The 23,702-nt window shown below is 71.6% G+C and carries 20 protein-coding genes; 14 read left to right on the top strand and 6 right to left on the bottom strand.

Going from position 1 to position 23,702, the window contains the following annotated elements; genetic code table 11:
* Nucleotides 1-166 precede the first annotated feature (166 nt).
* Nucleotides 167-1,744 carry a CBM35 domain-containing protein gene (locus Q8791_RS27530; RefSeq protein ID WP_330094741.1) on the top strand — a complete coding sequence of 526 codons (1,578 nt, stop codon included), beginning with the start codon at nt 167-169 and terminating at the stop codon, nt 1,742-1,744.
* Between the two features lie 148 nt (nt 1,745-1,892).
* Here the strand turns inward: Q8791_RS27530 and Q8791_RS27525 are convergent, their stop codons facing one another.
* Nucleotides 1,893-4,481 carry an HAD-IC family P-type ATPase gene (locus Q8791_RS27525; RefSeq protein ID WP_330094740.1) on the bottom strand — a complete coding sequence of 863 codons (2,589 nt, stop codon included), beginning with the start codon at nt 4,479-4,481 and terminating at the stop codon, nt 1,893-1,895.
* Nucleotides 4,482-4,803: 322 nt separating this feature from the next.
* Here Q8791_RS27525 and Q8791_RS27520 point away from each other — a divergent pair, with 322 nt between their 5' ends.
* Both Q8791_RS27520 and Q8791_RS27515 read left to right on the top strand, forming a co-directional pair.
* The gene (locus tag Q8791_RS27520; RefSeq protein ID WP_330094739.1) at nt 4,804-5,589 is read left to right on the top strand and encodes an NRDE family protein; all 786 of its coding nucleotides are present in this window, start codon (nt 4,804-4,806) and stop codon (nt 5,587-5,589) included.
* Nucleotides 5,590-5,973: 384 nt separating this feature from the next.
* Nucleotides 5,974-7,728, top strand: coding sequence for a glycoside hydrolase family 6 protein (locus tag Q8791_RS27515; protein ID WP_330094738.1), 1,755 nt, complete (start codon nt 5,974-5,976; stop codon nt 7,726-7,728).
* A gap of 135 nt (nt 7,729-7,863) precedes the next feature.
* Here Q8791_RS27515 and Q8791_RS27510 read toward each other — a convergent pair whose 3' ends face one another.
* Nucleotides 7,864-8,865, bottom strand: coding sequence for a LacI family DNA-binding transcriptional regulator (locus Q8791_RS27510; protein WP_330094737.1), 1,002 nt, complete (start codon nt 8,863-8,865; stop codon nt 7,864-7,866).
* Nucleotides 8,866-9,104: 239 nt separating this feature from the next.
* On the opposite strand from Q8791_RS27510, the gene Q8791_RS27505 reads away from it, so the two are divergent.
* Genes Q8791_RS27505 through Q8791_RS27490 form a run of 4 tightly spaced genes read left to right on the top strand, consistent with a single transcriptional unit; the run spans nt 9,105 to nt 13,206 of the window.
* Nucleotides 9,105-10,388, top strand: coding sequence for a sugar ABC transporter substrate-binding protein (locus Q8791_RS27505; protein ID WP_330094736.1), 1,284 nt, complete (start codon nt 9,105-9,107; stop codon nt 10,386-10,388).
* Nucleotides 10,385-11,329, top strand: a complete 945-nt coding sequence (locus Q8791_RS27500) for a carbohydrate ABC transporter permease (RefSeq protein WP_330094735.1) — start codon at nt 10,385-10,387, stop codon at nt 11,327-11,329. The genes Q8791_RS27505 and Q8791_RS27500 overlap by 4 nt, the downstream gene beginning before the upstream one ends.
* Nucleotides 11,330-11,332: 3 nt before the next feature.
* Nucleotides 11,333-12,253 carry a carbohydrate ABC transporter permease gene (locus Q8791_RS27495; RefSeq protein WP_330094734.1) on the top strand — a complete coding sequence of 307 codons (921 nt, stop codon included), beginning with the start codon at nt 11,333-11,335 and terminating at the stop codon, nt 12,251-12,253.
* 29 nt (nt 12,254-12,282) lie between these two features.
* Nucleotides 12,283-13,206: a nucleoside hydrolase gene (locus Q8791_RS27490; protein ID WP_330094733.1), complete on the top strand. Its 924-nt coding sequence runs from the start codon at nt 12,283-12,285 to the stop codon at nt 13,204-13,206.
* Nucleotides 13,207-13,378: 172 nt separating this feature from the next.
* Here Q8791_RS27490 and Q8791_RS27485 read toward each other — a convergent pair whose 3' ends face one another.
* Both Q8791_RS27485 and Q8791_RS27480 read right to left on the bottom strand, forming a co-directional pair.
* On the bottom strand, nt 13,379-14,203 hold the full coding sequence (locus Q8791_RS27485; protein WP_330094732.1) for a thioesterase family protein: 825 nt from the start codon (nt 14,201-14,203) through the stop codon (nt 13,379-13,381).
* A 273-nt stretch (nt 14,204-14,476) separates the two neighbouring features.
* Nucleotides 14,477-15,211, bottom strand: a complete 735-nt coding sequence (locus tag Q8791_RS27480) for a CPBP family intramembrane glutamic endopeptidase (protein WP_330094731.1) — start codon at nt 15,209-15,211, stop codon at nt 14,477-14,479.
* Nucleotides 15,212-15,612: 401 nt separating this feature from the next.
* Here Q8791_RS27480 and Q8791_RS27475 point away from each other — a divergent pair, with 401 nt between their 5' ends.
* The 4 genes from Q8791_RS27475 to Q8791_RS27460 all read left to right on the top strand — a co-directional run bounded on the left by Q8791_RS27475 (nt 15,613) and on the right by Q8791_RS27460 (nt 18,267).
* On the top strand, nt 15,613-16,260 hold the full coding sequence (locus Q8791_RS27475) for a dihydrofolate reductase family protein (protein WP_330094730.1): 648 nt from the start codon (nt 15,613-15,615) through the stop codon (nt 16,258-16,260).
* Nucleotides 16,261-16,602: 342 nt separating this feature from the next.
* Nucleotides 16,603-16,899 carry a hypothetical protein gene (locus Q8791_RS27470; protein WP_330094729.1) on the top strand — a complete coding sequence of 99 codons (297 nt, stop codon included), beginning with the start codon at nt 16,603-16,605 and terminating at the stop codon, nt 16,897-16,899.
* Nucleotides 16,900-17,507: 608 nt separating this feature from the next.
* Nucleotides 17,508-17,822 (top strand): hypothetical protein, encoded by a 315-nt coding sequence (locus Q8791_RS27465; RefSeq protein WP_330094728.1) that lies wholly within the window; start codon nt 17,508-17,510, stop codon nt 17,820-17,822.
* Between the two features lie 55 nt (nt 17,823-17,877).
* The gene (locus Q8791_RS27460) at nt 17,878-18,267 is read left to right on the top strand and encodes a DUF397 domain-containing protein (RefSeq protein ID WP_330094727.1); all 390 of its coding nucleotides are present in this window, start codon (nt 17,878-17,880) and stop codon (nt 18,265-18,267) included.
* Nucleotides 18,268-18,617: 350 nt separating this feature from the next.
* Here the strand turns inward: Q8791_RS27460 and Q8791_RS27455 are convergent, their stop codons facing one another.
* Together Q8791_RS27455 and Q8791_RS27450 are read right to left on the bottom strand one after the other, a co-directional pair.
* Nucleotides 18,618-19,493 carry an SDR family oxidoreductase gene (locus Q8791_RS27455; RefSeq protein WP_330094726.1) on the bottom strand — a complete coding sequence of 292 codons (876 nt, stop codon included), beginning with the start codon at nt 19,491-19,493 and terminating at the stop codon, nt 18,618-18,620.
* A gap of 96 nt (nt 19,494-19,589) precedes the next feature.
* Complete coding sequence (locus tag Q8791_RS27450) at nt 19,590-20,396, bottom strand: SAM-dependent methyltransferase (protein ID WP_330094725.1); 807 nt, start codon at nt 20,394-20,396, stop codon at nt 19,590-19,592.
* Between the two features lie 963 nt (nt 20,397-21,359).
* On the opposite strand from Q8791_RS27450, the gene Q8791_RS27445 reads away from it, so the two are divergent.
* From Q8791_RS27445 to Q8791_RS27435, 3 genes are all read left to right on the top strand, one after another.
* Complete coding sequence (locus Q8791_RS27445) at nt 21,360-21,575, top strand: DUF5957 family protein (protein ID WP_330094724.1); 216 nt, start codon at nt 21,360-21,362, stop codon at nt 21,573-21,575.
* Nucleotides 21,576-21,587: 12 nt separating this feature from the next.
* The gene (locus tag Q8791_RS27440; RefSeq protein WP_330094723.1) at nt 21,588-22,835 is read left to right on the top strand and encodes a sensor histidine kinase; all 1,248 of its coding nucleotides are present in this window, start codon (nt 21,588-21,590) and stop codon (nt 22,833-22,835) included.
* Between the two features lie 72 nt (nt 22,836-22,907).
* A complete protein-coding gene (locus tag Q8791_RS27435) occupies nt 22,908-23,573 on the top strand; it encodes a response regulator transcription factor (RefSeq protein ID WP_330094722.1) in 666 nt (221 codons plus the stop codon).
* The last annotated feature ends 129 nt before the right edge of the window (nt 23,574-23,702 follow it).

Here is a 23,702-nt window from a genome sequence, read left to right as displayed (position 1 = left end):
CCGAGGGCAAGACTGTTGACGCGTTGACAACAAACACTTAACTTCATCGTTGAAAGCGCTTTCCGTTCTTGTTTCGCGGAGCCCGCCTTTCCACGGCAGGTCTCTTCCCCCCTTTCTGCGTCCACCGTCCCACTGGCCCCAGCGCCAACCCCCCTGGAGACGAACGATGAAACCGAGACCCCTCCTCGCGTGCGCCGCCGCCCTGCTCGCAGGCGCACTCGTCACGCTTTCCGGCACCCCCGCACAGGCCGCCACCACCCGCTACGAGGCCGAGGACTCCTCGGCCACCTGCCGGGGCAGCATCGAGACCGAGTGGTCGGGCTACTCGGGCAGCGGGTTCTGCGACACCGAGAACGAGATCGGCGCCTACGTGCAGTTCGGCGTGAACGCCTCCTCCGCGGGAACGGCCACGCTGCGCCTGCGCTTCGCCAACGGCACCTCCTCCGCCCGCCCCGCCGACGTCCTCGTGAACGGCTCGCGGGCGACATCGGTCTCCTTCGAGGTCACCGGCGCGTGGAACCAGTGGGCGACCAAGACGCTCACCGTACAGCTGAGGGCGGGCAGCAACACGATCCGGTTCGACCCGACCGGTTCCAGCGGCATGGCCAACGTCGACCACCTCGACGTGGAGACGGCCGGCGGGACGGATCCGGGCCCCGACCCGGAGGAGCCGCCGCCCTCGTCCCCGACCCTGTACACCGCGCCGGGCGGCAGCGCGGGCGCGAGCGGCACCCAGTCCGACCCGACCACCCTGACCTCGGCGATCGACCGCATCACCCCCGGCGGGACGATCTACATGCGGGGCGGGAACTACCCCTTCTCGCAGACCGTCACCATCGACCAGGACGACAACGGCACGGCGGGCGACCGCACGGAGCTGTACGCCTACCCCGGCGAGACCCCGGTCCTGAACTTCTCTGCCCAGAGCGAGAACTCCTCCAACCGCGGCCTGGCGCTGAACGGTGACTACTGGCACATCCGCGGCATCGTCGTGGAGCACGCCGGTGACAACGGGATCTTCGTCGGCGGCAGCGACAACGTCATCGAGCGGACGGTGACGCGCTTCAACCACGACACGGGTCTGCAGCTCTCCCGTGCCACCTCCGGCACCGCCGAGAGCGACTGGCCCGCCGACAACCTGATCCTGGGCGCGGTCTCGCACGACAACGCCGACTCCGACGGGGAGGACGCCGACGGCTTCGCCGCCAAGCTCACCTCCGGCCCGGGCAACGTCTTCCGCCACGCGGTGGCCCACAACAACATCGACGACGGCTGGGACCTCTACACCAAGTCCGACACCGGTCCCATCGGCGCCGTCACCGTCGAGAACTCCCTCGCCTACGAGAACGGGACCCTCAGCGACGGCTCCCAGGCGGGCAACGGAGACCGCAACGGCTTCAAGCTCGGCGGCGAGGACATCGGCGTCAACCACGTCATCAGGGGCAACATCGCCTACGACAACGGCAGGCACGGGTTCACCTACAACCGGAACCTCGGCTCGATGACGGTGTCGAACAACGTCGGCATCGGCAACGGGCAGCGCAACTACAACTTCGACGGAGGCTCCTCGGTCTTCCGGGGCAACACCTCGTGCGACAGCGGCTCGACCGACCGGATCATCGGCAACTCCGACAGCTCGAACCAGTTCTGGTCCGGCTCGAACGGGTCGCGGTGCTCCTCCTACGGCGGCGGCCTGAACTGGTCGCACTCCTCGGACGGCACCCTCGTCGTGACCTTCGGATAGCGGCGGACCCCGCCGTGACCGGTGTCCGCACCGGTCACGGCCCCGCGGGCCGGGGCGCTCCCGGCGTCGATCCCGTCGGCGCCGGGGGGCGGCGGGGCCCCGGCCCACGGAGTGATCCGCGGTCCGGGGCCCCGCCCGGGGACGGGCGCTAGACCGAGGAGTTCGCCCGGTGTCCGGCGTCCTCCCGGGCCGCCTCCTCGGCGGCGCGCGCCTCCGACCGGGCGATCCACCGGTCGTCCACCACCCGGATCACCGTGATCGCCACGATCGCCACCCCGGCCACCGCCAGGCCGGTGAGGAGCTTGCCGGGGTCGCTCACGTCCAGGTCGAAGAACCAGCGGCCCAGCGGCGTCACCATGGCCAGCGTCAGCAGGCCCACCATGGAGCCCACCATCAGGACCTTCCACCACACGTACGGCTTGGCCACCAGCAGCAGCACCCACAGCGTGGTCGCGCACAGCGTGATCACCACGGCGGTGCGGTCCGCCGGATCCGGCACGGTCCGGCCGCCCAGCACCAGCAGGTAGGTCGTCACCGCAGCGAACCCGGCCACCATCCCCGAGGGGATCGCCAACCGAAGCGTGCGCATCACGAACCCCGGCTTGGCGATGTCGGTGTTGGGGGCCAGTGCCAGGAAGAACGACGGGATACCGAAGGTCACCGCGTTGATCAGCGTCGCGTGCCGGGGGAAGAACGGGTACGCGACCGCGAGCAGCCCGACGATGATCGCCAGCGTCATCGTGTACACGGTCTTGGTCAGGAACAGGCTGGCCACCCGCTCGATGTTGCCGATCACCCGGCGGCCCTCGGCCACCACGCGCGGCAGCACCGCGAAGCGGTTGTCCAACAGCACCAGCTGCGCGACCGAGCGCGAGGCCGGGCTCCCGGACCCCATCGCCACCCCGATGTCGGCCTCCTTCAGGGCCAGCACGTCGTTGACGCCGTCGCCGGTCATCGCCACCGTGTGCCCGCGGCCCCGCAGCCCCCGCACCATGTCGCGCTTGCGCTCGGGTGTCACCCGGCCGAACGCCGAACGGTCCTCCACCTCGCGGGCCAGCTCGTCCGCGTCGGCGGACAGGTCGCGGGCGTCCACCGGTCGCTCGGCGCCCGGCAGGTTCAGCTCGCGGCCCACCGCGCCGACCGAGGCCGCGTGGTCACCGGAGACGATCTTGACGTCCACGCCCTGGTCGGCGAAGTAGTCCAGGGTGGATCCGGCGTCGTCGCGGACCCTCTGGTCCAGGACCACCAGTGCCACCGGGCGCACGTCGCCCGGGGCCTCGTCGGAGTCCACCCGGACGGAGGCGCGGGCCAGCAGGAGCACCCGGAGCCCCTGGGCGCCGAGCCGCGCCGCCTCGGCCGCAGCCGGGGCGTCGGGGGAGGACAGTACGTCGGCGGCGCCCAGGACCCAGTGCTCCTCGCCGTCGGGGGTGAGGAAGCCGGCCCCGCTCCACTTGCGGGCCGACGAGAACGGTGCCAGTGCCGTGACGGGCCAGTCCGGGGCGGACACCCCGCTCGTCTCGAACCCCTGCGCGATCGCGGCCATGCTCGCGTTGTGGTCGGGGTCACCGGCCGCCAGCGCGGCCAGGACCACGGACGGCGACGGCCCGTCGTCGTCCGTGCGTCCGCCCAGGTCGCGGATCTCGGCCAGCTTCATGCCGGCTTCGGTCAGCGTGCCCGTCTTGTCGGTGCACACCACGTCGACGCGGGCCAGGCCCTCGATCGCGGGCAGCTCCTGCACCAGGCATTGGTACCGCCCCAACCGGATCACCCCGACCGCGAAGGCGATGCTGGTGAGCAGGATGAGCCCCTCGGGGATCATCGACACCAGGGCCGCGACCATGCCGCGCAGCGCGTCCGCCAGCGGGCCGGAGATCTGGCCGCCCGCGGTCGGGGCGTCCAGGGTGACGTGCCCGCCCATGAACAGCTGGCTGTAGATCAGAAGGGCGCCGATCGGGAACAGCGCGTAGGTGATCCAGGTCAGGATGCGGTTGATCCCGGAGCGCAGCTCCGAGTGCACCAGCGAGAACCGGCTCGCCTCCTCCGCGAGGCGGGCCGCGTACGCGTGCCGTCCCACCTTGGTGGCGCGGAAGCGCCCGGACCCGGCCACCACGAAGCTGCCCGACATGACCGTGTCGCCGGGCTGCTTGAGCACGGGGTCGGCCTCGCCGGTCAGTAGCGACTCGTCGACCTCCAGTCCTCCGGCCCAGGTGACGAGGCCGTCGACCACGATCTGGTCGCCCACGCCCACCTCGAGGACCTCGTCCAGGACGATCTCCTGGGTGGCCACACGCGCGGTCACGCCGTCGCGCACCACCCGGGGGCGGGCGGCGTTCACGATGGCGAGCTTGTCCAGGGTGCGCTTGGCGCGCAGCTCCTGGACGATGCCGATCAGCGTGTTGATCACGATGACCATCGCGAACAGCCCGTCCTGGACGGGGCCGATCACGGCGATGATCGCGAACAGCACGGCGATCATCGCGTTGATCCTGGTGAACACGTTGCCGCGGATGATCTGGCCGACGCTGCGGCTCGCACGGACGGGGACGTCGTTGGTCCGGCCGGTCGCGATCCGCTCGGCGACCTCCGACCGGGTCAGCCCCGGTTCGGACGGCGGGCCGAGGCCGCCGGGCCCGGTGCGGGCGGGTCGCGCGTCGGTGACGGTCGGGGCAGCCCCCTGCGAATCCCTGTCCGAGGTGCGGTCCGCACCGTCGTCGGGTCGGTCGGGTTGCACGGGCACGCACACTCCTGGCTGGTACGGGAGACAAGGTGGACGGGGCCCGGAAGAACACGTGGGGCACACCGGCCACAGACGTCCTAAGAGTAAGGAGGTCCACAGCCTAGAAGACCCCCGGACCCCGCGCAGGTGGACTGCCTCCCGGATGCCGGGTGGTGCCATCACCACACCGGGCCCGGGGAGAGGGACCCACCCCGCCCCGGCCCGGTAGTGGTCCACCACTCCCGGAGGAGTCCGCGGCGTCGTAGAGTCCAGGTACCGTTCCGTTCACCTTCCGGGCGGGCCCGCCCGGGCCGCGCCGCCGGAGGAGACAGCAGAGGTCCTCATGTGTACCGTCATCGTCGGATTCGATCCCGGCGCCGACACCCCCCTCGTCATCGCGGCGCTCCGGGACGAGATGTCCTCGCGGCCCTGGGACCCGCCCGCGCACCACTGGCCCGACCAGCCCGCGCTGGTCGGCGGTCGCGACCGCCTGGCGGGGGGAACCTGGCTGGCGGTGAACCCCGAACGTCCCCGGATGTCCGCCCTGCTCAACGGGTGGCCCTGGGACGGGCGCATGCCCTGGGACGGGGTGTACCCGGCGAGCCGGGGCGACCTGCCGCTGCACGCTCTCACGCACTCGGTGCGTGACCCGCTGCGCGGTGAGGACCCCACCCGGTACGCGCCCTTCCACCTCCTGGACGCCGACGCCCACAGGGCCGGGCTGTACAGCTGGGACGGGCGGTGCGTGGACACGCGGCCTCTTCCGGTGGGGGTGAGCATCGTGGTGAACACCGGCCTCGACCCGCAGGATCCGCGGGCGGTCCGCCACACGCCGGAGTTCGAGCGGACCAGACCCGACCCGGGGGAGCTGGCGGATGTGTACGGGATCAAGGAGGTGTGGGGGGAGTGGCCGCGGCTGATCACGGAGGCCGCGAACGAGGCACCCCGCTCGGCGGGTCCCGACGAGTCGGGCGATCCGTCGGGGCTGATCGCCCGCGCCGACCTGGGGGACGGGCGGGTCTGGGCCACGGGCTCGGTGACCCTGCTGGCGCTGGACCGGGAGACGGTCCGCTACGCCTTCACGGACGACCCGGCCGACGCCGACGCCTGGCGGATGGTCGAGCTGTGAGAGGGGCGTCGCCGGGCCGCGGCGGGAAACGTCGGCGAAGGATTCCTGCAATGGGGTGTTTACAGGAGGTCGGGCGCTGGCTACTCTCATGGGAGCGTTCCCAAATGACCTGGGTCACATTTTCTGCCGCATCCCCCATCCCCCTATCCCCCTCCTTCGCCCGGCGTCGGCTCCTGATGGTCGGGCTTTCTTCGCCTGCCATTTGGGAGCGCTCCCACATTTGCCTCGGCGCATCGCGCCCCCTGCCCGTACGAGGTCGTCATGCCCCGCGCACCTCCACCCCCACCCACGTCTGAGCGGACCCCACGCAACCGTCGCCCGCGCATCCGGTCGACACTCCGCAAGCTCCTTTTGGTCACCCCCCTCCATCAGGAAGTAGACGAGATGAGCAGAATCCACCGTGGCGCGAGCGCACGCTCGCGGACACGACGAGGCCTCGCCGCGGTCTCGGCCCTCGTACTCGGCGCCACCTTGGCCGTCCTCCCCATCACGCCCGCGAGCGCAGCCCCGGGCTGCGAGATCGACTACCAGGTCAACGACTGGGGCTCGGGTTTCACCGCGAGCGTCGAGATCACCAACCTGGGCACCGCCGTCAACGGCTGGACCCTCGGCTGGACCTTCCCGGGCAACCAGCAGGTCTCGAATCTGTGGAACGGATCGCACACCCAGTCGGGGCGGAACGTGTCGGTGACCAACGCCGGTCACAACGCGTCCATCGCCACGAACGGGACCGTCTCCTTCGGGTTCAACGCCTCGTACTCCGGGAGCAACGCCGCACCGGCGGAGTTCACCCTCAACGGCGCGGTGTGCGACGGCTCTGTCGACCCCGGCCCTGGCCCCGACCCCGACCCCGATCCGGATCCGGGGAACGGAGACCGCGTCGACAATCCGTATGAGGGTGCGGATGTGTACGTGAACCCGATCTGGTCGGCGAACGCTGCGGCCGAGCCCGGCGGGTCCGCGATCTCGGACCAGCCCACCGGTGTGTGGATGGACCAGATCAGCGCGATCGAGGGCAACGACAGCCCCACCACCGGATCGATGGGTCTGCGCGAGCACCTGGACGAGGCCGTGGTCCAGGCCGCGGGCGAGCCCCTGGTCTTCCAGGTGGTGATCTACAACCTGCCCGGCCGTGACTGCGCCGCCCTGGCCTCCAACGGCGAGCTGGGCCCGAACGAGATCGACCGGTACAAGAGCGAGTACATCGACCCGATCGCGGAGATCCTGGCCGACCCGGCCTACGCGGACCTGCGGATCGTGACCACGGTGGAGATCGACTCGCTGCCCAACCTGGTCACGAACGTGTCCCCGCGTGAGACGGCCACGCCCGAGTGCGACCAGATGCTGGCCAACGGCAACTACGTGGAGGGTGTGGGCTACGCCCTGGCCGAGCTGGGCGCGATCGACAACGTCTACAACTACGTGGACGCCGGCCACCACGGATGGATCGGGTGGCAGGACAACTTCTCGGCGTCGGCGGCGCTGTTCTACGAGGCGGCCAACACCGCGGGCGCCTCGCCGGAGGACGTGCACGGGTTCATCGCGAACACCGCGAACTACTCGGCGCTGGTGGAGGACAACTTCTCCATCGACCAGACGGTGGCCGGCACCCCGGTGCGCCAGTCCGAGTGGGTGGACTGGAACCAGTTCACCGACGAGCTCTCGTTCTCCCAGGCCCTGCGCGAGGAACTGGTGTCGCAGGGGTTCCCCTCCGGCATCGGCATGCTGATCGACACCTCCCGCAACGGCTGGGGCGGTCCGGACCGCCCCACGGGTCCGGGGCCGCAGACGAGCGTGGACGCGTTCGTGGACGGTGGCCGCTACGACCAGCGGATCCAGTCGGGCAACTGGTGCAACCAGTCGGGCGCCGGGTTGGGTGAGCGTCCGCAGGCCTCGCCGGAGTCGGGCATCGACGCCTACGTGTGGATGAAGCCCCCGGGTGAGTCGGACGGCTCCAGCACGGAGATCCCGAACGAGGAGGGCAAGGGTTTCGACCGGATGTGCGACCCGACCTACGAGGGCAACCCGCGCAACGGCAACAACCTGAGCGGCGCCCTGGCCGATGCCCCGATCTCGGGTCACTGGTTCTCGGCCCAGTTCCAGGAGCTGCTGGACAACGCCTACCCGCCGCTGGACTGATCACCGCCCCCTGAACGCTGAAGGGGCCATTGAACAGGGCGCCCGTCCGCTCCCCGAGCGGGCGGGCGCCCGCCACGCGTTCCCACTCCGGTGCCCGTTCCGGATGCCGCCCCGTAGCTCCCGGGAGGGCGACGCTCAGGCGGGTCCGGGGACCGGACCGCCGCTGGAGGCGCGCGCGACGAACTCGAAGCCCAGGACCTCGTGCACGGGCTCGTCGTCCACACTGCGGTCGGCGAGGATCTCCACCACACGCCGCGCCATCGCCTCCGTGGGCTGCTGCACCGTGGTCAGGGCGGGGATCGACACCAGGCAGTTGCGGGTCCCGTCGAACCCGACGACGGCCAGGTCGTCGGGGACCGTCAGCCCGGCCCGGTGGGCCGCGTAGAGGACCCCGAACGCCTGCTCGTCGGTGGTGCAGTAGATCGCGCGCGGCCGGTCGGCGCCGACCAGTAGTGCGTAGGCGGCCTCCGCGGCGTGGTGCCGTGAGATCTCCGAGCGGATCGTCCCCGCCCGCACGCCCTCCGCGCCCGCGACCGCCCTGTCGAAGCCCGCGCGGTGCTGGAGCGCCCCGGTGGACTCGACCGGGCCGTTCAGCAGCACGATGCTCCGGTAGCCGTGTGCCAGCAGGTGCTCGGTGGCCCTCTGCGCGGCGACCTCGTAGTCGATGGTGATCGACGAGGCCCGCTCCCGGTCCGAGAGCGGGTGCAGCGCGACGACGGGGATCCCCGCCTCGAAGAACTCGCCGAGGTCGGGTTCGTCGCAGACCGAGACCAGCACGACCGAGTCGACCTTGCGCTCCACGAGCGAGCGCGTGTGGCGGCGCTCCTGTTCGGCGGACAGCGCGGAGTCGGCGATCAGCAGCAGGTTGCCCCGGGTTCCCGCGGCGTCCTCGATGGCGCGGGCCAGCTCGGCGAAGTAGGGGTTGCAGATGTCGGGGACGATGAGGCCGATCGAGTGCGTCCGGCCGCTGGACAGCGACCGGGCCAGGGCGTTCGGCCGGTAGCCGAGCTCGGCCGCCGCGTCGAGGACCTTCTGCCGGGTCGCCGGGGCGACGCCGCGCGGGCCGTCGTTGAACACGTAGGAGACCACGGCGGTGGAGGTACCCGCCCGTTGCGCGACGTCCCGTGCTGTCGCCATGCGGCACCAGTCCCTTCCGTTTCCCTAGCGTGAGGGTAGCGGCCCCGACACGCTGCCGAGGTGGAGGGGCGCCGTGTGGGCGCCGGACCGCGACACGAGCCCCCGACCTTGTCATTCCCCTGTCATCTGAGGTTTGCTAGCTTGTATCTAAGCGCATAGATCGCTGACTTCCCGGTGAAGGCCTCCGCGACCCGAGCAGTGCCGTGCGAGCCGGAACCCGCCTCGAAAGGTCACCGTCCATGAGAAAACGACAGCGAGTCCTGGCGTCCGTCGCCGGAGCGGCATCCCTGGCACTGATCGCGGCCTGCTCCCCGGGCTCCGGTGACGGGGGCGGCGACGGGACGGTCCAGTTCCTCGGCCCCGAGGACCCCGCCTTCTTCGAGCCCCTCATCGAAGCCTTCGAGGCCTCCCACGAGGGCTACACCGTCGAGTACACCCAGGTGCCCTTCGACCAGTACAACAGCACCGTCCAGCAGCGGCTCTCCGCGGGCGACGAGTCCATCGACGTCTACGCGGTCGACCAGCCCCGCGTGCCGTGGATGGCCGCCCAGGGGCTCCTGGAGGACCTGTCCGACCTGGAGGAGCGCGCCCGCGAGGTGACCACGGAGGGCCAGTACTCCACCGGAGTCCACCAGGACAAGCTCTGGGCCCTGCCCGTGTGGAACTCCACGCAGCTGATGTTCGTCAACCAGGACGCCCTGGCCGCCGCCGACGTCGAGGGGCCGGGCACCGACCCCGCCGGGCGCTGGACGTGGGAGCAGACCGTGGAGGCGGCGGAGGCCGCCCAGGAGTCCGGCACCGAGTGGGGCCTGCTCCTGGAGCAGACCGACTTCTACTACCAGCTCCAGCCGCTCATGGAGTCCAGGGGCGGCGGGAGCGGGGTCGTCGGCGAGGACATGCTCGACCAGGACGTCGCCAACGCCGAGTGGGTCGAGGCCATGGAGTGGTACGGCGCGACCTTCGAGGACGGGCTGTCCCCGCGGGGCGTCGGGACCTTCGAGACCAGCCCCCTCTTCTCCGCCGGTGACGTCGCCTTCTTCGTCGGCGGGCCCTGGGACCTGGGGGAGTTCGCCGACTCCGACGTGGACTGGACGGTCGCGCCGATGCCCTACTTCGAGGGCGGCGAGGAGGTCACCCCGTCCGGGTCCTGGTCCTGGGGGGTCAACCCCGCGTCGCAGGCCAAGGACGCCGCGCGCCTGTTCCTGGAGTACGCCGCCCTCGACCCCGAGGGCAACCTGGCCAGCACCGAGCGCCAGACCATCATCCCGGCCAACACCGAGGCCGCCGAGGAGTACCTGCCGCGCATGGACGCACTGGCGGGCGACCGGAGCGCCGGAGCCGCCGACCTCATCTCGTACGAGGTGGCCAACACCGGGGTGGTGCGTCCGGTCACGGTCGGCTACGCGCAGTTCGAGGAGGTCATGAACACGGCCTTCGCCGACATTCGCAACGGCTCCGACGCCGCCTCCCGGCTGGAGCAGGCCGGAGAGCAGCTCGAAGACGCCTGGGCGCCGCTGCGATGAGCGGAGCCCCCGTGCGGACCGGGGGTGGAGAGCCGGCCGTCGGCTCCCGCCCCCGCCCCGGCCACTACCGGCGCCCGTGGTGGCGCGGGACCGCCGCGGTGGCGCTGGCGTTCCTGCTGCCCTCGCTGGTGGCGCTCACCCTCCTGCGGCTGCTTCCGGGCGCGACGGCCCTCTGGGGGAGCCTGCACCACACCTCCCTGCTGTCCGGCGAGAGCTTCGTCGGCCTGGGCAACTACCTCGACCTCTTCGCCAACGCCGACTTCCGCGGAGCGGTCGCGGTCACCCTGCTCTTCACCCTGGTGGTGAACCCGCTGCAGGTGGGGATATCCGTCGCCCTGGCCGTGCTCTACACGCGCCGCCGCATGGCCGGGGCCAAGGTGTGGCGGGCACTGGTGATCCTGCCGATCGCGACCCCGCCTGCGGTCTCCGCCGTGGTCTGGAGCGTGATCTTCCGGCCGGAAGGCGGACTGGCCAACTCCCTGCTGGCGGTGGCCGGGCTGCCCCCGCAGGGGTTCCTGACCTCGCCCGACCAGGCGCTGGCGTCGATCATCGTCCTGCTGTCGTGGATCGGCGTCGGCTACTGGATGCTGTTCCTCATCGCGGGGATCAACGACATCCCGGCCGAACTCTACGAGGCGGCGGAGCTGGACGGTGCGTCGCCGGCGCGCACCTTCCTCAGCGTCACGCTGCCGATGCTGCGCAGGCCGCTCTCGTTCGTCCTGGTGGCGGCCACCGTCTCCAACCTCCTGGTGTTCGCGCCCGTGCAGATCCTCACCGGGGGCGGCCCGGAGGGCTCCACCAACCTGCTCATGTACGACATCTACTCCCGCGCCTACGCGCTCGGCGACATGGGGCGGGCCCAGGCGGAGGTGGTCGTGCTGGTGGTGATCACCCTCGTGATCGTCGCCGTGCAGTTCCGCATGCTGCGAAGTGAGGACTGAGCGATGCCGACGAACACCTCCGCCCCGTCTCCGTCCTCGCCCGGCCCCGCGGCGCAGGCCGACCGGGGTCGGCGCCCCGCCACGGGGGCACGCCTGCGTACACGCTCACGGAGGTTCCTGCTCACCGCGGCGGGCGCCGTGGTCGGTCTCGCCTTCGTGGTCCCGCTGGTCTGGGTGCTCACCAACTCCCTGCGCCCGAGCGCCGACACGTTCCGCTTCCTGTCGCCGGTCGGCTGGGAGACCTTCCTGACCCTGACACCGGTCCTCGACAACTACACGGCCCTGGTGGGAACGGGTCTGGGACGGGGCATCCTCAACTCGCTGCTGATCAGCGCCGTCACGGTTGTCGTGGGCCTGGTGCTGTGCGCCACGGCCGCGTTCGGCCTCTCGGCGCTCAGGTTCCGCGGCCAGGGCGCGGTGTTCGCGGTGATCGTGGTCAGCTTCCTGATCCCGTTCGACGCGATCGCCATCCCGCTCGCGGACCTGTTCCGCGACTGGAACCTCCAGAACACGTTCACCGGGCTGATCCTGCCCGGCCTCGGCAACGGCATGGCGATCTTCATGCTGCGCAACTTCTTCCTCGCCATCCCTGAGGAACTGGTGGAGGCGGGCCGCCTGGACGGCCTCACCTGGTGGGGCGTGTTCTGGCGGATCTACCTGCCCCTGTCCAGGCCCGCGCTCATGGGGGCCGGCCTCATGCTGTTCCTGTTCCAGTGGCAGGCGTACGTGTGGCCGCTGCTCATGGGGACGGACGCCGAGCACGTCGTCGGCCCCGTCGCCCTCGCCAACATGCAGGGCCAGTTCAGCGTGGACTACGGCCTGATGTTCGCCGGATCCGTGGTGCTGATCCTGGTGCCGCTCGTGGTCATCCTCTCCCTCCAGAAGTACTTCATCCAGTCCGTCTCGACCTCGGGGCTCAAGTGAGCCCGTCGAACCACACGAAAGGGTCCTCCATGCCCGCCGCCCCTACCGCCCGCGCCGTCGTCCTGGACACCGACATCGGAACGGACGTGGACGACGCGATGGCGCTCGCCCTGCTCCTCGGACTGCCGGGGGTGGACCTGCTCGGAGTCGCGACGGTGTACGGGGACACGGAGCTGCGCGCCCGGCTGGCCCGCCGCTACGGGGCTCTGGCCGACCGCGGCCTGTCCGTCCGCGCGGGGGAGGGCACGCCGCTCTCCGGCCGCGAGGTGTGGTGGGCGGGCCACGAGGGATCGCTGCACACCGGACTGGGCGAGGAGACCTACGAGGCCGGGTCCGCCGTCGAGTGGCTGGTGCGCACGGTCGCCGAGCGGCCCGGGGAGGTCGACGTCCTGGCCATCGGACCGCTGACCAACATCGCCCTCGCGCTGGAGGCCGATCCGGCCTTCGCGGAGAACGTGCGCACCCTGTGGGTGATGGGCGGTGCGTTCGACGACGTGGAACGGACAGAGCACAACTTCCGCAGCGACGCCCTGGCGGCCCACCGGGTGTTCTCCTCCGGTATCCGCGCCGTGGTCACCGGACTGGAGGTCACACGGCGGGTGAAGGTGCTGGAGCCCCACCTGCGCCGGCTGGGGTCCGCGGGGGCGCTCGGTGGGGCGCTGGTCGCCGACATCGACCAGTGGTGGAAGTTCTGGGACGAGCAGTGGAACGTCCCCCACGACCCGGTGGCGGTCCTGAGCATGGCCAGGCCGGAGCTGTTCACCCTGTCCGAGCCCGGCACGGTGCGGATCCAGACGGACGGGGAGGACGCCGGGGCGAGCGTGTTCACGCCGGGCGGCGGCGGACGGACCCGCCTGGTGCGGGACCTGGACGAGGCGGCGGTTCCGGAGGAGATCGTGGAGGGCATCGTCGCGGCGGGGACCGGACGGGACCGCGCCGCGGCGGACGCCTGACGGTCCGGGGGGTCCGGCCGCTGCGGGTGGCCGACCGGCGGCGGTGCCGGGCACACCGCGCGGGAAGGCCCCGTCCCTCCCCGCCGCGTGTACGGCCGCGGGGCACGGCGCCCGCTCTCCGACGGCAGCCGCCCCCGCTCTCCCGCAGCCGGTCCGGTGCCGGCGACCGGCACTACCGGCCGGGCGGCTCACCGTCGGCGGTCAGGGGGCGGACGGTGAGAAGCTGGTGGGCTCGGCCGACGGGCCCGGTCACGTCGTGCAGGACGCTGCTGGTCAGACCCTGTCCGGTGTCGCCGAAGACGACGGTGGTGTCCAGCCCCGTCCACCCGCCCTCGGGGCGGCGGTACAGGTGGACGGTCAGGTCCAGGTTGGGGAACATCCAGGCCGAGGGCGGCCGGCGCACGGCGATGCCGTTCGCCGTGTCCACGTGCGCGACGAAGGACGCCGCCGGCCCGGCGGTCTCCCCGGCGACGACGTCCAGCCCGCTGCGGATCCAGGCACTCGCCCTCCCCGGCAGTGGTTCCGCGAGGGGGCGCACCTCCAGCGAGGCGATGTACCCGCCCGGCCACGCCGAGCCGATCGGCCGGGGATCGAGTCCGTCGGGCGGCGTGAGCGGCTCGGGAGCGCCGCCCGCGACGGACGCGGTGTCGCCACCGGTCATGAACCAGGCGCGGGCCCGCACGGCAGCCCGGTCGGCGATGTACACCGTGGCCTCGACCAGTTCGATGGTGCGGCCCGGCCGGATGGTCTCCACCCGGACCTCGCACTCGCTCATGGGCAGGCGGCCGAGGATGTCGAAGCCGATCCGGCCGAGTTCCATGGCGGTGTCCGCGTGCCGGGCCCGGTGGCGGTCGATGGCGTGGACGACGAGGCCGCCCAGCGGGCTGAAGTGCTGTTCGTTCGGGTCCCACGCGCCGCCCGTGTGGGCGGTGGGCGCGTAGCGGTGTTCGTCGATCCGCTCGAAGTAGCCCTCGCGGGACGGGGTGCCGGTGTCCAAGGTGTCTTCCTCTCCAGGGTGCGAGGCACAGGGTAGGGGGCGGGTCCGGCCGGGGCGGTCGACGGGGTGTGCCCCTCCGTGTCTGGGCAAGCAGTTGCTCGACAGCTCCACCCTCGTCATGAAGAACGTGATCGAGGACCGGCCGCTGCCCCTGTGAACCGCCGGTCCGACGCCCGTCCTCGTCCCCCGCCGGCCTCCCGGGCCGACAGCACCGGGCCGACCGCACCGGGCCGTGGCTCGGCACCCGGTGATGCGGAGGTGCCGCCCGCGGCCCTACGCAGGCCCCCCGTATCCGCTGACGAGCACGAACAGGGGCAGTGCCGCGTTGTTCACGGCGTGGATGACCACCGCGGGCCAGATCGAACCGCTGCGGCGCATCGCCTCGGCGGCGATGATGCCCACCACGAGCGCAGAGGGCAGGGCGAGGTTGACGCCGTGGAAGAGCGCGAAGACCACCGAACTGCCGAGAACGCCGATGACGGGCCCGTAGCGCAGCAGGGCGTTGGTGATGACCCCGCGGAACAGGAACTCCTCACCGACGGGGGTGAGGACGGCCAGGAAGAGGACCGTCAGGATCAGGGGCAGCAGACCGCCGCCCGCCGCGTCGTAGTACATGCCCTGGGGGTCGGAGTCGAACCCGGTCAGGGCGATGACGGCGTAGTTGACCGCACCCTTCACCGCGATGGCCGCCACACCCAGGCCCACGGCGGCGAGTACCCAGCGCCAGGTGGTCCGGCGCACGCTGAACGCGGCGAGCGAGCGGATGCGCAGTGCCGCCGCGGCGGCGAAGCCGACGAGCCCCACGACGCCCGACCAGGCGGCCACGACCAGCCCGTAGGCCACCGGGTCCAGGTCCAGCGGGCCGAGCGGGCCGAAGAACAGGATCGCGACCGTGGCGGCGGCGAAGGCGAGCAGGCCGACCCAGACCTCGGGCCAGCCCGGACGCACCGGGGCGGTGGCGCCGACCGGAGGCGTTCGGTGCGGGTGGTCCGGGTGAGCGGTCGACATGGTGGTGGGCTCCTCGGGGGCGTCTTCTCGGCCGCGCCGTCCGACCCTCGGGTGCGCACGGGCGCTCCGGGTCGGGCAGCTGGTAGGTCCCCCAGTCTTCTGCTGACGCCGCGGCGTCACCAGTGACGCTGAGTCATGTCCTCCCCCGCGGAAGTGTCATGGAGGGGCAGTCCCCGGAACGGGGAGCCGGGCGGCCGCCCGGCTCGGCAGGACGGTTCCGGAGGTCCGCCCGGTCGGGCGCACGCGGGTCGGACGCCCCCCGTCCTGCGGCCCCACAGGTCCGCGGACCTGCACGGGTATGACGGTGGTCAGCCCGGTTCCCGGTCGGTCTCGGACGCGGCGACGAGTTCTTCCGGCCCGGAGTGTCTACACCACCGTCGACGACAACACAGGAGGCACACGTGACCCAGCTACTGCGAGTCCAGAACTTCAGCGTCTCGAGTGACGGCATCGGCGCTGGTGAGAACCAGAACGCCGAGAGGCCGTTCGGGGACGCCGTCGACCCCGAGAGGCTCTTCACCTGGGCCGTCGCCACGGCGGGCTGGCCCAACCGCACCGATTCCGGGGGGAGCCGGGGCCTCGACGACTACTTCACGCGGGACTTCGCGCACAACATCGGCGCCGAGATCATGGGCCGCAACAAGTTCGGGCCCCAGCGCGGGCCCTGGCCCGACCACGAGTGGCAGGGCTGGTGGGGGGACGAGCCGCCGTTCCACACCCCGGTGTTCGTCATGACCCACCACGAGCGTCCTTCGTTCACGCTCTCCGACACCACGTTCCACTTCGTCGGAGGCGACCCGGCAGCGGTCCTCGAACGGGCGCGTGGGGCGGCGCAGGGCAAGGACGTCCGCCTCGGAGGCGGGGTCAGCACTGTCCGGCAGTTCCTGGACGCCGACCTCGTCGACACCATGCACGTGGCGGTCGTGCCGTTGGAATTCGGGTCCGGCCTGCGGCTCTGGGAGTCGCCCGACGATCTGCTCGACCGGTTCCACCTCGAGGTCGTTCCCAGCCCGAGCGGCGTGACGCACCACCTGTTCTGGAGGAAGTGACACGAGGGCCGTCCCCCGCCGGGCCCGCCGCCCGCGGGCGGGGGCACGGCCCTGTGTCTTCGGGTCCCTGTCTCTTCGGGCGGCTCTGTGCCCGCGGGCGGGTACCGACACCGGTTGCGGTACCCGCCCGCACCTGTCGGACGGCGAAACGGGGCCGGCCGCGAACCGGGCGGTGCGGGCGTATTCCCGAATGGTCTTCGATGCTATTGTCTGGCCGGTTTCGCCGTGTCGTGGGCAGGAAAATGCGACCCCTGCGGTCCGGACATAAAAACTCCACGGCCTGCGATCAAGCCATTTCGGGAACGGGCGGGGTCGCCCTTCCGCTTCTGCTAACTTGCGATCGTGAGAAATGATCGCCCCAGCCCCACCGAGGTCATCAGCGCGTGGATCCCCCACGACTCCCGGTGGCACGAGTCCGCACGGTCCGCCGCGATCACCGGTGAGGAACAACTCCGCCGCTACGTCACGGGGCTCCTGATCCACCGGCGGGACGGCGACCGCCCGCTGGTCGACGAGTACGACCTCTTCTCCATCGGCGCCGTCGTCGAGGACCTCGGGGTGAACGGGCTGATGGGGGTGGACTGGCGCTTCGTCCGGGACGCGATCCTGGTCCCGCTGCGGGCGCGCGGACTCGTGTGATCCCGGGCCCCGCCGGCGTGACTCCCTGTTCCGGAACCCGGCACCGACGGCCGAGCAGACAAAAACCATTCGGGTTTCCGGCTGATCAGGAAACCGGCCATCGCCCCCGTGAAAATGCCGGTCGCTGCATGGCCGACGTCCGTCATCAGGAACTTGGAGGGGAAAGGGGAATCCCCGGAGGAACTCCCGGCACGCGGCAGAAAGCGGGCTCCGGGCCATAAGGGGGCAGGAGGGGTAAACGTCCGGACGATCAACTCGAGGAGGACCGCCGCAGAGGGCGCGTCACCGCTCTCAACCGGGGCAGAACCGGGTTTCGGGCCGTCCGAGCCCGCACAGGCTGTGCCGAGGGCCACGGCCGGCCCGCCGCTCCGCGGATCATGCCCGCCACCGCCATGCGCTGTGCTGCCACGGCTGATCCGTGCGCTGTGCGGACTGGAGGAGGAACCGCACCGGCTCCCCGGAGGCCGGGCTGGTTCATCCTGTGCACAGAAGGCGGTCACCGCGCGGTATGGAGGTCCCGTTCGGCGTGCGACAGTCTTGGCGTCGTCCACACCAGGTAGCGGATGAAGGAGCGCACCTTGTCGCTGAGGTCCCGTATCACCGTGTCCATGTCCGCGCTGACTCTCGCCGCCGGGGTCGGGATGGCCGCGGCCCCTGCCGCGAGCGCCTCACCGGCCGCGGACGAGTTCACCGCAGCCGCTGTCATCTGCCCCTACGTGACGACCACGTCGACGCCGAAGTACCGCGAGTGGCAGGGCAACATGGCCGACGGATCGTGGGCGTCCGGCGTCCGTGTCAACATCTACCAGGAAAGCCACAAGAACGGCCGACGCGAGACGACGTCGCGCTGGCCCTCCAACATGGGCAACCACTGGGTGAGCGGCGCACACGTCAGGCCGACCGGGGGCGCCTGCTTCGCCTGACCGGTGCTCGTGGCCGGACTACGGGGTGGTCGCCGCCACCGGGTACACCGCTGGGATGAGCGAACGCGTGTTCCTGACGTCCTCCCACAGCGGGGCCACCACGCAGAACCGTGAGGTGGGCGTGTTCCGCACGTCGACCCCAAGCGGGGCAGTTGATCAGAGCTGCGGCGAGGTCGCCGCCCTTCCCGACGGAACCCTTGTCCGTGACTCCCGGAACCCCCACCGGGGCCACCTCGCAATGCCTCCGAACGAGTGGACAGCGTTCCTCCACAACGCACGACGCCGACAGGGATCCCCCACGATGGTCATCGCAGTACTCGTCGCTGTTCTCCTTGTCATCTGGTTCTTCAGCCGGCTGATGTTCGACCGGGATCCGGATGGTGGCGGAGATTCGCCGTGGCCGCACAACGGCGGCGACTCCAGTGGTGACGGAGGCGGGGGCTGACGCACAGGCCCCCTCCGAGAAGGAGCCGGCAACATGCGGCTCACACCGGTGGGGCACCCGCATCCCCGGCACCGTCACCGACGGAACCTCCACCAGCGCCGTAGTGCGGGGGAGGCCGTCCCCGTGGCCTTCAGCGGTCACGGGGGCTGTTCTTGCCTCGGGGCCCAGACGCATCCGTACCGCTGACCGCGCCTCCCACTTGTCCCACTCCACACCCGCGCGGAGCCTGTCCGGCCGGGCGGTGGCGGGCACCCACAGCAACCCGCCCCGACCCGAAGCTCCACGCACGTGCGGATGGGCCGGAACTGGAGAGATCAGACGGTACGAGTCGCCAGGGGCGGGCCCGGCTGTCAGCGGTCGGGGCCCCGAAGGGGCGCCGGTCGCGGGAGGCTCGGCGCCGGGCGCCGCGGCGCGAGGAAGTCCCGGGCTCCTCGCAGCGCGGTACGGAGTCCGCGCCGGATCGCACTGCTGTCCAGGCGCACGTCCGACGGGCCGGGGACGCCCGCGTCCGCTCGTCGCCCCGCGGGCAGGGTCGAGGGGTCGAGGCCGTCGCGGCGCGCGATCAGGACACCCAGTTCATGGCGGCTGACGGCATCGGCGCCCGCCACGTGGCGGACCCCGGTGTGATCCGACCACGCCAGTTCCAGCAGGGCTGCGGCGAGGTCCGAGACGTGGACGGGGCAGCGGACGTCGTCCGTGAAGAGGACTCCGTCGCGGCGTCCGGTGGACAGGTCGTGCACCAGCGACTCATGTCCGGACCCGCCGTCGCCGATGATCAGCGAGGTGCGTGCGATGACGGCCGTGGGCGCCAGCAGACGGATCGCGGTCTCGGCGGCGGCCTTCGCCGCGCCGTACGGGGTGGTCGGATCCGGGGCGGCGGACTCGTCGTAGCGGACCCGGGCTCCGGAGAAGACGGCGTCGCTGGACACGTGGACCAGGCGTGCTCCCCGCCCGGTCGCGGCCATCGCGACCCGGACAGCCCCGTCGGCGGTCGTCGCCCAGTCGGACTTCCGGTAGGCGGTGTTGATGACGGCGGTGGGCCGTACCTCGCCGACCGTCGCTTCGACCTCCCCGGGATTCCTGAGGTCGGTGCGGAGCCACGTGGCCCCCGCCTGGTCTCCCGGCCGACTCGCGAAGGTCGCCGCGACGGTGTGCCCGGACGCTGTCGCCTGGCGGACCAGTTCGCCGCCGAGGAAGCCGCTGCCGCCGAAGATGAGAAGGTTCATGGCATGACACGGTAGGCCGTCGAGCCCCCTGACAGCGGGGTCTGTGCGCAACGGCGTCGGCCCGGACCACCCGCACGCGGGCGCAGGGACGACCCGTCAGGGTTTGCGCGCGACGCCGCAGTACTCGTCCACGTCCTGGACCGACCCCACCTCGGTGGGATCGGGACGCCAGCGGGGACAGGAGACCACCCCGGGCTCCAGCATCTCCAGTCCCTCGAAGAACGCCGCGATCCTCTCGGGCGTGCGGTTCACCCTTGGCCTTCCGCCCGAGGCGTTCCACTGGCGCACCATCCCGTCCATCTCCTCGTGATGGATCACGTCGGTGTCGTCGGAGACCACCAGGAAACTCCCCGGGGCCAGCGCCTCCACGAGCCCGCTCACCAGGTCGCGGGCCTCCCCGTCGTCGGAGACATGGGCCAGCACCCCGGCGAGGACGACCGCGACCGGCCGGGAGAGGTCCAGGGTCCGGGCCGCCTCCCGAACGATCTTCGCCGTATCACGGATGTCGGCGTCCACGTAGCCGGTCGCCCCCTCCGCAGTCCCCACCAGCAGGGCGCGGGCGTGCGCGAGCACGAGCGGATCGTCGTCCACGTACACCACGCGCGACTCCGGGGCGGCCGACTGCGCCATCACGTGGATGTCCTGCGCCGTGGGCAGTTCGCTGCCCACGCCCAGGAACTGGCGAACCCCGTGCTCCTCCACGAGCCGGGTGATCGCCCGCCGCAGGAACTCACGGGCGGCCCTGGCGATCTCCAGGACGTGCGGGTTCGTCTCCAGGATCCGGTCGGCGACCGCCTTGTCCGCCGGGTAGTAGTCCTTGCCGCCCGACCAGTAGTTCCAGACGCGGGCGGACTGCGGCACGGAGGCGTCGAACAGCGGGGGACGTGCCTCGGGGTGCGTCACGTGCGACTCGCTTCTGTCTTCACGGGTCGGCGGTGGGAGTGACCCTGTTCGCCGAACAGAGTGACACAGGACGGGAAGCCTTGCCACCGCGGGGATCCCGGGCTTCGGTGAGGTGTTGGGACGGCTGGTCCGTTGGGTTGCCGGGCGGCGACCGCGAGGCTTCTGGAGGCCACTGGTCGGCAGTCGGCGACGCGGCACGCGTCCCGGAAGGGAACCAGGACGGATCCGAGACGGTTCCGGGATGTGGTTCGCACGGCTTCGGAGGAGCAGCGGAACGCCGCAGTCGTCCACAGGGCGGCGGTCGGGACTGGTGAAGGGCGCGAATGGACGTCTACGCTGGAAATCGGGGGGGACCCCGACCAACCCGGGGACGCCACTCGCAGCCCGGGGACGCCACCCGGCAGGGCGGCTCCGCGATCTCCGCCCCCGAGGGCCCCGCCCCCACAGGCGCGCCCCCCGGCCCCGCCCCACGGCCCCGTCCCACCGACCCCTCAGTCCCACTCCGCCGGCCGCGCTCCCCAGCCCCGCCCTCAGTCCCGCCCTCAGTCCCGCTCCGCCCCCAGGCCCGCCGATCCTGCCGAGTTCCCCTGTGCCCCGCTCGCCAGCGGGCCGTCGCCGTCCACCGGTCGGGGGAGGCCCACAAGCGGCGACGCCCGGCCCGCGCCCCCGGCCGGCCCCTCGGGCACGGGCCTTCCGCGAGACCACCGCCCCGGCGCACCGTGACCGCCCCGGTACGCCCGCGCAGGCAGTCAGCGTCGGGTCACAGCCGCGATCGACGACGCCTCGTGCGTGGGGCCGCGCACCCGCGTCCGCGGAGGCGGGCCGGGCGGCCCGGTGTACGCGCGGGACCCGGGCGTACCTCTCAAGACGGAGAGAAAGTGTCAGCCACAGATGTACGCACCACCCGGATTCTGAGGGTTAGCGTCCAAGAACGCCTGTGAGAGAGTGAATCCGGAGGAATCCATGAGCGGACTGAAGATCACCGGAGCTGCTGTGCTGGGCCTGATCGGCGGTGCCGTCGTCGGCTTCGTGCTGTCGGAGGTACTGGCGATCGGACTGCTGCTGGTCGGGGGCGGGGACCTTCCTTCCTGGGCCTCCGGGCTGAAGTACCTCATCGCCGTCTTCGCCGCGGTCGGCCTGGTCGGGTCGCCCATGCTGGTCTCGCGCGGCAGGCGGTAACCAGGGGTGGGCTTGCGGAGGCAGGGTGGCGCGGCGTGGAGCAGACCCGCCACGAGGGCGCGGGACACCGAGTCGGAGGACGCGCACGACACGCAGGACGGCACCGCCACCAACGTCGCCATCGCCGTGGTGACCGCGGGAACCCTCCTGGTCGCGGAGGTGGTGTTCGCGCTCGACCGGGGTGCGATCCCCGAGGTGCACAGCGGGGGCCTGCTCCTGTTCGGCGCCGCGTCGATCGCGATCCTGGGGCGCCGGCCCTTCGTCACCGCCGTGGTGGTCGGGTTGTGCCTGCCCCTGTACTACGTCAGCGGGACCAACGACGCGTGGACCGCGTGGCTGCTCTTCTTCGTCACCGTCATGAGGCTGGCCGCCAGCGGTCAGCGCGCCGCGCCCATGGTCACGGTCATGGTGGCGCTGGGCTTCTTCATGGTCGGGGAGTCGCTGGCCTTCGAACCCTGGCGCGCCCTGACGATCCTCGCCTGGATGATCGTGATCGTCGCGGCGGCCGAGATCAGCCGCAACCGCGCGGCCTACCTCCGCGAGACGGAGCGACGGGCGGCCGAGGCGGAGCGCACCCGTGAGGAGGAGGCGCGACGGCGCGCCACCGAGGAGCGCCTGCGGATCGCCCGGGAACTGCACGACGTCATCGCGCACAACATCTCGCTGATCAACGTGCAGGCGGCGTCGGCGGTGCATCGCCGCGACCCCGAGAGGGCCTACGCGGCACTGGAGGCGATCAAGGCCGCCAGCAAGGACACCCTGCGGGAGCTGCGCGCCACCCTGGGCGTGTTGCGCCAGGTGGACGAGGAGGACAACGGGGCGCCCGTCACGCCCGAGCGCGGCCTGGACCAGTTGCCCGCGCTCGTCAGGAGCGTCGGTGAGGCCGGCCTCGACGTGGGTCTCACTGTGAACGGGGCCGAAGACCCGGCCGCGGTGGCGGCCGTCTCGTTGCCCGCGCCGGTCGGGCTGGCCACGTACCGGATCGTGCAGGAGGCCCTGACCAATGTCCGCCGGCACTCGGGCGTGGACCGGGCCGAGGTGACCATCGAGCGTGCCTCCGGCGAGGTCACGATCCAGGTGGTCGACGCCGGGGGCGGCTCCGGCCCCTCCGGGTCCTCCGGACACACCGAGGGCAACGGGCTGCGGGGGATGCGGGAGCGGGTGTCGGTCCTGGGCGGGCGCTTCGAGGCCGGGCACCTGCCGTCGGGAGGCTTTCGGGTGCGCGCGATCTTTCCCGTGGACTGCCCGGGTATCGGTTGAATGCGCTGATCCTCCCCACGAGCGAGGGTGATCTGGTAGGAACATGGCGGTGTTCGACGGAAGGGAAACCGTGTGATCAACGTGGTGGTCGCCGACGACCAGACCCTGGTCCGGGCGGGCTTCCGATCGATCCTGGAAGGCGAGGACGACATCTCCGTCGTCGCCGAGGCAGGCAACGGCGAGGAAGCGGTCAGCATCGCGGCCAGTGCACGGCCCGACGTAGTGCTCATGGACGTCCGCATGCCGGGCGTCGACGGGTTGGAGGCCACCCGCCGCATCGCAGCCGATCCGAGGCTGAACGACGTCAAGGTCGTCATCCTCACCACCTTCGACCTCGATGAGTACGTCTACGCCGCCCTGCGCGCCGGCGCCTGCGGCTTCCTGGTCAAGGACACCGAGCCGATGGAACTCATCCACTGCGTCCGGGTGGCGGCCCGCGGTGACTCGCTGCTCGCCCCGACGGTCACCCGGCGGCTCATCGCGCAGTTCGTCGATCGGATCAAGGAACCGCCGTCGGACCTGCGACTCAACAGCCTCACCGAGCGCGAGCGCGAGGTGCTCTCCGGGGTGGCGGCCGGGCTCAGCAACGAGGAGCTCGCCGCGCGCCTGGTGGTCTCGACCGCGACCGCCAAGACCCACGTGAGCAGGGTCCTGGCCAAGCTCGGCGCCCGCGACCGGGCCCAGCTCGTCGTGATCGCCTACGAGTCCGGCACGGTCCGCCCCGGCTGGCTCGCCTGAGGTCTGTCCGGACACCGGAGGGGCCATCGCCCAGCCCCACGCGCTTCGACGGACCGCGCGCCGCACCGCTCCGGGCCCCGTGCCGTCGGACGTGCTGACCGGACCGAGGACGAGCGCACGGGCCGCTGG

It is taken from the genome of Nocardiopsis codii (assembly GCF_036327455.1).
In the GTDB taxonomy this organism is placed as follows: Bacteria; Actinomycetota; Actinomycetes; order Streptosporangiales; family Streptosporangiaceae; genus Nocardiopsis; species Nocardiopsis codii.
Note: the sequence above shows the minus strand (reverse complement) of the source record. Positions and strands in the feature narration are given on the sequence as shown.

What these genes read in the sequence shown, in the direction of transcription:
- Q8791_RS27530 (WP_330094741.1), top strand. Translation starts at nt 167, where the DNA reads ATGAAACCGAGACCCCTCCTCGCGTGCGCCGCCGCCCTGCTCGCAGGC.
- Q8791_RS27520 (WP_330094739.1), top strand. Translation starts at nt 4,804, where the DNA reads ATGTGTACCGTCATCGTCGGATTCGATCCCGGCGCCGACACCCCCCTC.
- Q8791_RS27515 (WP_330094738.1), top strand. Translation starts at nt 5,974, where the DNA reads ATGAGCAGAATCCACCGTGGCGCGAGCGCACGCTCGCGGACACGACGA.
- Q8791_RS27510 (WP_330094737.1), bottom strand. Translation starts at nt 8,865, where the DNA reads ATGGCGACAGCACGGGACGTCGCGCAACGGGCGGGTACCTCCACCGCC.
- Q8791_RS27505 (WP_330094736.1), top strand. Translation starts at nt 9,105, where the DNA reads ATGAGAAAACGACAGCGAGTCCTGGCGTCCGTCGCCGGAGCGGCATCC.
- Q8791_RS27500 (WP_330094735.1), top strand. Translation starts at nt 10,385, where the DNA reads ATGAGCGGAGCCCCCGTGCGGACCGGGGGTGGAGAGCCGGCCGTCGGC.
- Q8791_RS27495 (WP_330094734.1), top strand. Translation starts at nt 11,333, where the DNA reads ATGCCGACGAACACCTCCGCCCCGTCTCCGTCCTCGCCCGGCCCCGCG.
- Q8791_RS27490 (WP_330094733.1), top strand. Translation starts at nt 12,283, where the DNA reads ATGCCCGCCGCCCCTACCGCCCGCGCCGTCGTCCTGGACACCGACATC.
- Q8791_RS27480 (WP_330094731.1), bottom strand. Translation starts at nt 15,211, where the DNA reads ATGTCGACCGCTCACCCGGACCACCCGCACCGAACGCCTCCGGTCGGC.
- Q8791_RS27465 (WP_330094728.1), top strand. Translation starts at nt 17,508, where the DNA reads ATGTCCGCGCTGACTCTCGCCGCCGGGGTCGGGATGGCCGCGGCCCCT.
- Q8791_RS27460 (WP_330094727.1), top strand. Translation starts at nt 17,878, where the DNA reads ATGAGCGAACGCGTGTTCCTGACGTCCTCCCACAGCGGGGCCACCACG.
- Q8791_RS27455 (WP_330094726.1), bottom strand. Translation starts at nt 19,493, where the DNA reads ATGAACCTTCTCATCTTCGGCGGCAGCGGCTTCCTCGGCGGCGAACTG.
- Q8791_RS27445 (WP_330094724.1), top strand. Translation starts at nt 21,360, where the DNA reads ATGAGCGGACTGAAGATCACCGGAGCTGCTGTGCTGGGCCTGATCGGC.